This is a genomic window from Actinomadura harenae (assembly GCF_003696215.1).
GTDB classification, from domain to species: domain Bacteria; phylum Actinomycetota; class Actinomycetes; order Streptosporangiales; family Streptosporangiaceae; genus Spirillospora; species Spirillospora harenae.
In genome coordinates this window covers 1-5079 of record NZ_RFFG01000215.1, presented here as the reverse complement: position 1 = coordinate 5079, position 5079 = coordinate 1, and the positions used below count along the sequence as shown (strand labels likewise).

General features: G+C 74.4%; 5 protein-coding genes and 1 pseudogene. All 6 read right to left on the bottom strand.

Annotated elements, in window-relative coordinates; translation table 11 throughout:
• Positions 1-1766: hypothetical protein (locus tag EBO15_RS42610; RefSeq protein WP_147481913.1), on the bottom strand; the 1766-nt coding region annotated here is incomplete at its 3' end.
• An 85-nt stretch (positions 1767-1851) separates the two neighbouring features.
• Positions 1852-2673, bottom strand: coding sequence for an SGNH/GDSL hydrolase family protein (locus tag EBO15_RS42605; RefSeq protein WP_122200114.1), 822 nt, complete (start codon positions 2671-2673; stop codon positions 1852-1854).
• 288 nt (positions 2674-2961) lie between these two features.
• Entirely contained in the window at positions 2962-3510 is a 549-nt protein-coding gene (locus EBO15_RS42600; RefSeq protein WP_122200116.1) for a GTP-binding protein, read from the bottom strand.
• 40 nt (positions 3511-3550) lie between these two features.
• Positions 3551-4057 carry a DUF742 domain-containing protein gene (locus tag EBO15_RS47470; RefSeq protein WP_378239377.1) on the bottom strand — a complete coding sequence of 169 codons (507 nt, stop codon included), beginning with the start codon at positions 4055-4057 and terminating at the stop codon, positions 3551-3553.
• Between the two features lie 28 nt (positions 4058-4085).
• The gene (locus EBO15_RS42590) at positions 4086-4523 is read right to left on the bottom strand and encodes a roadblock/LC7 domain-containing protein (protein ID WP_122200113.1); all 438 of its coding nucleotides are present in this window, start codon (positions 4521-4523) and stop codon (positions 4086-4088) included.
• Positions 4520-5079: pseudogene (locus tag EBO15_RS44920) on the bottom strand (hypothetical protein); the annotation flags it as partial. The gene EBO15_RS42590 and the pseudogene EBO15_RS44920, both read right to left, overlap by 4 nt.

Sequence of the window (5079 nt, the reverse complement as noted above, 5' to 3'; positions counted from 1 at the left end):
AGGTTGCCGCGCGGGGACGTCCGCACCAGCAGGACCCCGGCCGCGCGCGCCACGTCCGGGGCGGCGGACGCCCCGCGCCGGGCGACGGCCCGGCGGAAGTGCTCGGCGAGGCCCTCCTCGGCGAGGTCGCGCGTGCGGACGACGTCGAACGCGCGGACGAGGGCGGGGTTGAGGTCGAGGAGACGGCGGTCGCCGTTCGCGCGGCAGAGGGCGACGACGTCGAGGGAGGGCGAGCGGGCGAGGAGGCGGCGCAGTTCCTCGACGGCGGCCGGTCCGCAGCGTTCGGCGGACGCGAGGCGCTCCAGGTCGTCCACGACGAGGAGCAGGCGCGCCTCGGCGCACTCTCGGACGCGGGAGGACAGCCACATCACGGCCTCGCTCACGCCGAGCGAGGCGAACGACTGGTCGGAGATCCACAGCGCGGACCGGACGGCGCCGAGGCGGGCGAGGCTCTCGGCGAGCAGGTCGGTGGCGTCGGTGCGCCCGGTGCCCTCGGGCCCGGCGATCAGCATCCGGACGGGACGCCGGCCGGCCGCGCGGTCGGCGAGCGCCACGCGCATCGCGCGCACGAGCTCGGGCTGCCCGACGACCGGTTCGGCCTCGATCTCGTCGCCGGCGGCCATCGCCTCGACCTCGTCGCGCGCGGACGGCCGTCCGACGGGATGGCCCGCGAGGGAGTCGCGCAGCGGGTTGGCGACCCTGCGGAGCGCGAACAGGCGCCGCAGGTCCTCCTGGAAGTGCCCGACGGGCAGGCGGCAGCGCGGGTTCACCGCGACGCCCGGCAGCCCCTGGACGGCCCCGGTGACGCGCGCGGCCATGTCGAGCCAGGCGCGGCACGCGTCGGCCTCGCCCGCGACGAGCCCGCGCGCCAGCCAGGCGCGCAGCCGCGGCTGCCAGAGGTCGGGCTCGAAGTCGCCGGTCTCGGCGGCGAGCCGGTCGGCGACGTCCGCGTAGCCGTCCGCGCCGAGCGGGACGGCCAGCTCGGCGGGCGCCTCGGTGATCTCGCCCGCCGCGAGCAGCCGCGCGAAGGCGACCTCGAACGGCTCCGCGCCGCGCGCCGCGCGCGACAGCCGCCCGTGCGCCGCCGCGAGCCCGTCGCAGGCCCAGGTGAGGTAGGCGACCGGTCCGGCCAGCTCGGGCAGGACGGCCAGCTCGTCCTCGGTCAGCTCGGCGGCCCAGACCTCCTCGAGCCGGTCGCGCGGGGTGCTCATCGCGAGCTCGCGCAGGTCCGGCCGCTCCTGGAACCGGTCGAACAGCCCGGCCAGCGCGAGCCGCCGCTCCTCCAGCGGCGCGAGCCCGGCGAGGACGTCCAGCCCGGCGCGGCCGAGCTCGAACATGACGGCGCGGCGCTCCGGGTCGTCCCCGGCGGGCTCGGGCAGCCACAGGCCCGGCGGGCGCCACCGCCCGCCCTGCGAGAACCAGGCGAGCGGGTGCCGCACCGGGGTCTCGGGGTCGGCGAGCAGGTCGCCGAGGAGCTCGAAGTCGACGTCCCCGCGGTTGCCCGCGCGGATCGAGCCGGCGCCCAGCAGGAACGTCAGCAGCGACCACAGCTCGGCCCCGGCGGCGGACGTCCCCGGCCCGTAGAAGTCGCTGAGCCGCCGGGTCAGCACCACCGCCCGCTCATCGGCGTTGAAGGCGACGGCGCGTTCGCGCATCTCCTTGTAGAGCCCGTCGGGAACCCGCCAGGGACCGGACGCGTACACGTCCAGAACGGGCTCGTCGGTCAACAGCAGCTGAAGATGGGACGGAAGCCGGGGGGAAGCCACGACAGCACTGTAACCACGCGGAGACGGTCCGAACCGGCTTCCCGCCCCATTCCGTGACCGCCCCGCCACCGCGCGGCGGCGGGCCTCAGCGAACCCGTGAGCGGTGGGACGTCCCGCGCCCGCGTCCCGGGGACAGCGGCACCGCGTCGGGGCGCTTGGCCGTCCGCCCGTCGCCGGAGGAGCGCCCGGTGGCGCGGCGGCCGATCCAGGGCAGCAGGTAGGTGCGCGCCCAGTGCACGTCCTCGCGGCGCTGCGTCAGCCAGTCGGCGGAGTCGAGCGGCGGCCACGGCTCGTGCCAGTCGCCGTCCGCGTCGACGCCGATCACCTCGGCGACGCGGAGCGCGAGCCGCCGGTGCCCCTCGGACGACAGGTGCAGGCGGTCCTCGAACCAGGCGCGCGGGTCGTTGAACACCGGCATGAGCGCCCACAGGTCCACGACGTCGCAGCCGCGCCGGTCGGCGATGGCGCGCAGGTGCATGTTGTAGGTGGCGGCCTTGCCGCGGATGCGCTTCCCGGACCGCAGGCCCTGCGGGTCGAACCCGGTGAACAGGACGACGCGCGCGCCCGTCCCCCGCAGCGCGCGGACGGCCTCGTCGAACTCGATCGCGAGCGCGTCGGGGTCCCCGCCGGGACGGATGATGTCGTTGCCGCCCGCGCAGAACGTGACCAGGTCGGGTTCCATCTCGACGGCACGGGGCACCTGCTCCTCGGCGATCTGCCGCAGCAGCTTCCCGCGCACCGCCAGGTTGGCGTACCGCAGGCCCGGGTCGCGCGAGGCGAGATGCTCGGCGAGCCGGTCGGCCCACCCCCGGAACACGTCGTCCTCACCGGTCACCGGGTCGCTCAGCCCCTCGGTGAAGCTGTCCCCGATCGCTACGAACGTCCCGATATTGTCCGCGTCACTCATCAAGCAGTTCCTCGTGCAGGTCCCAGTAGTCCGATCACCTAGGAACTAATAGTGCATCGTGCATATTTCCTACGCGACCGTAGTGAACGCACGGTGACACCCCGCACCGGACGCACCGACCGAAACCGGGGACCCGCAACGACCGCAACCGGCGCGAATGCGTGAACAACCGCACGGGGGGCGACGCCGTAAGGCGAGCCCCCCGTGCGGTTGATCGCGAAGCGATGCCGCATTCGCACGAGCGTCCGGTCCGAGGCGAGCCGCCAGGCGAGCCTCGGAGCCGGAGGCTCAGTGGGCGGAGCCCACCATGGACAGAGCGTGGGTCACCAGGGTGATGAGGACCCGCTTCGTCGATTCGCGGTCGCGGGCGTCGCACTCGACGATCGGCACGTGCGAGCTGACCGAGAGCGCTTCGCGGATGTCCTCCATGGCGTACTGGAACTCGCCGTGGAATCCGTTGACGCCGACGACGAAGGGGAGCCCCAACTCCTCGAAGTAGTCGACGGCGGCGAAGCAGTCGGCGAGGCGCCGGGTGTCGACCAGCACGACGGCGCCGATCGCGCCCTTGACCAGGTCGTCCCACATGAACCAGAAGCGGTGCTGGCCCGGTGTGCCGAACAGGTACAGGATCAGCTCGCTGTCGAGCGACACGCGGCCGAAGTCCATCGCGACGGTCGTGGTCGTCTTGTCGGGCACCGCCGACAGGTCGTCCACGTCGGCGCTGGCCGCGGTCATGACGGCCTCGGTGGTGAGCGGCATGATCTCCGACACCGAACCCACGAACGTGGTCTTGCCGACGCCGAAGCCGCCGCCGACGACGATCTTGACCGAGGTCAGCTCCGGCCCGTCCCCGGGCGCGGCCGCAGCCGACGGTTGGTCATAGCTTCCGAAGCCCACTCAGAACCCTCTCAAGCAGTCGGATGTCCGGCTGCGCTCCCGCCGCGCGGGACTGGTGCAGCCGAAGGAGGCCCTCCAGGGCCATGTCGGCGACGAGGACGCGTGCGACACCGAGCGGCAGCCGCAGCAGTGCCGACACCTCGGCCACCGACCGCGCCGTCCGGCAGATGTCCATGATCGCCCGGTATTCCGGGGTAAGCGACGAGACGTCGCGCGGCGGATGCGGTGCCGCGGTCACCATCGCCTCGATCGCGAGGTCGTACCGGGGCCGGGTCCGGCCTCCGGTGACCGCGTAGGGGCGCACGAGCGAGCTCGTGTCGCCCGCGTCGCCGCCGCCGTGTCTCGGCCTGGGCGTGCGGCCCTGACCGGGGTGGGGCTGCTGCCCCTGTACCGGGTAGCCGCCGCTGTGCCCGCCCTGGGGGACGTCACCGTGCCACCCCGGCGGGCCACCGCCCGCTCCGGGACCGAAGGAACCACCTTGATCCATGCGCACCGACCTCCGTCTTCAGCGTCCGCTAGTACCGGGCGGGCCCGGCGCCCAGCGGGCCGGCGTAGGGGGGCTGCTGCTCGGCGGTGCGCAGCGCGGGGGTCAGCACCCGGCCCACGCGCTCGACCAGAAGCGTCATCTCGTAGGCCACCAGGCCCAGGTCGCAGTCCGGCGCGGCCAGCACCGCGAACACCGCGCCGTTGGCGATGGACATGACGAACAGCAGTCCGCGGTCCATCTCCACGACGGTCTGGTTCACGCCGCCCGCGTCGAAGATCTTCGCCGCGCCCTGGGTAAGGCTCATCAGCCCCGAGGCGATCGCCGACAGCTGGTCGGCGCGCTCCGGCGGGAAGCCCGCCGAGTACGCCATCGGCAATCCGTCGGAGGAGACCACCACGGCGTGCGCGACCTTCGGGACACGGTCCGCGAAGTTCGTGACTAGCCAGTTGAGATCCTGCCCGCTCACCGCGTGCCTCCTGTCTCTCCGCCGCTCCTGCGCGACGGATCTTCACCATTTGTGCCGCTGTCCGCGGATCCTCCGCCGGGCAGGTCGGAGGCCGTGCCGCGGGTCTCGGTGCGTCCCCGCGCGACGCCGCGCTGCAGGCTCGCGAACCGGTTCCGCACCGCGTCCGGGGGTACGGCGGGCTGCCGTGCCTGGGCCTGGCCCTGTTGCTGGCCGGGCGCCTGGGCCGCGCCGTTCGTTCCGCCCGCCGCCTGCTGGGCGCCGTTGGCGCCGCTGCGGGCGCCGCCGACGGCCCCGGGGACCCGGTTGCGTCCGGGGACGCGCTTGGGCAGTCCCGCGGTGGTCTGCTTGCCCTTGACCGGCTCGCGCAGGGCCTCGACGGCCTGGAAGCCGTCGTCGCCGGGAGACGCCCAACCCTTTATGGGGTCGGCGTCGGCGGCCGGCTCGGCGCCGCGCTGGAACCACTCCGACTGCATCGCCTCGAAGATCGGCGAGCGGGGCGGGCGGCCGGGCGGCTGCTGCTCGGGCGAGGCCGGGGCGCCGCGGCGGCCGCCGGGGG

Coding starts and splice junctions, on each gene's coding strand:
- EBO15_RS42605 (WP_122200114.1), bottom strand. CDS start 2,673: ATGAGTGACGCGGACAATATCGGGACGTTCGTAGCGATCGGGGACAGC.
- EBO15_RS47470 (WP_378239377.1), bottom strand. CDS start 4,057: ATGGATCAAGGTGGTTCCTTCGGTCCCGGAGCGGGCGGTGGCCCGCCG.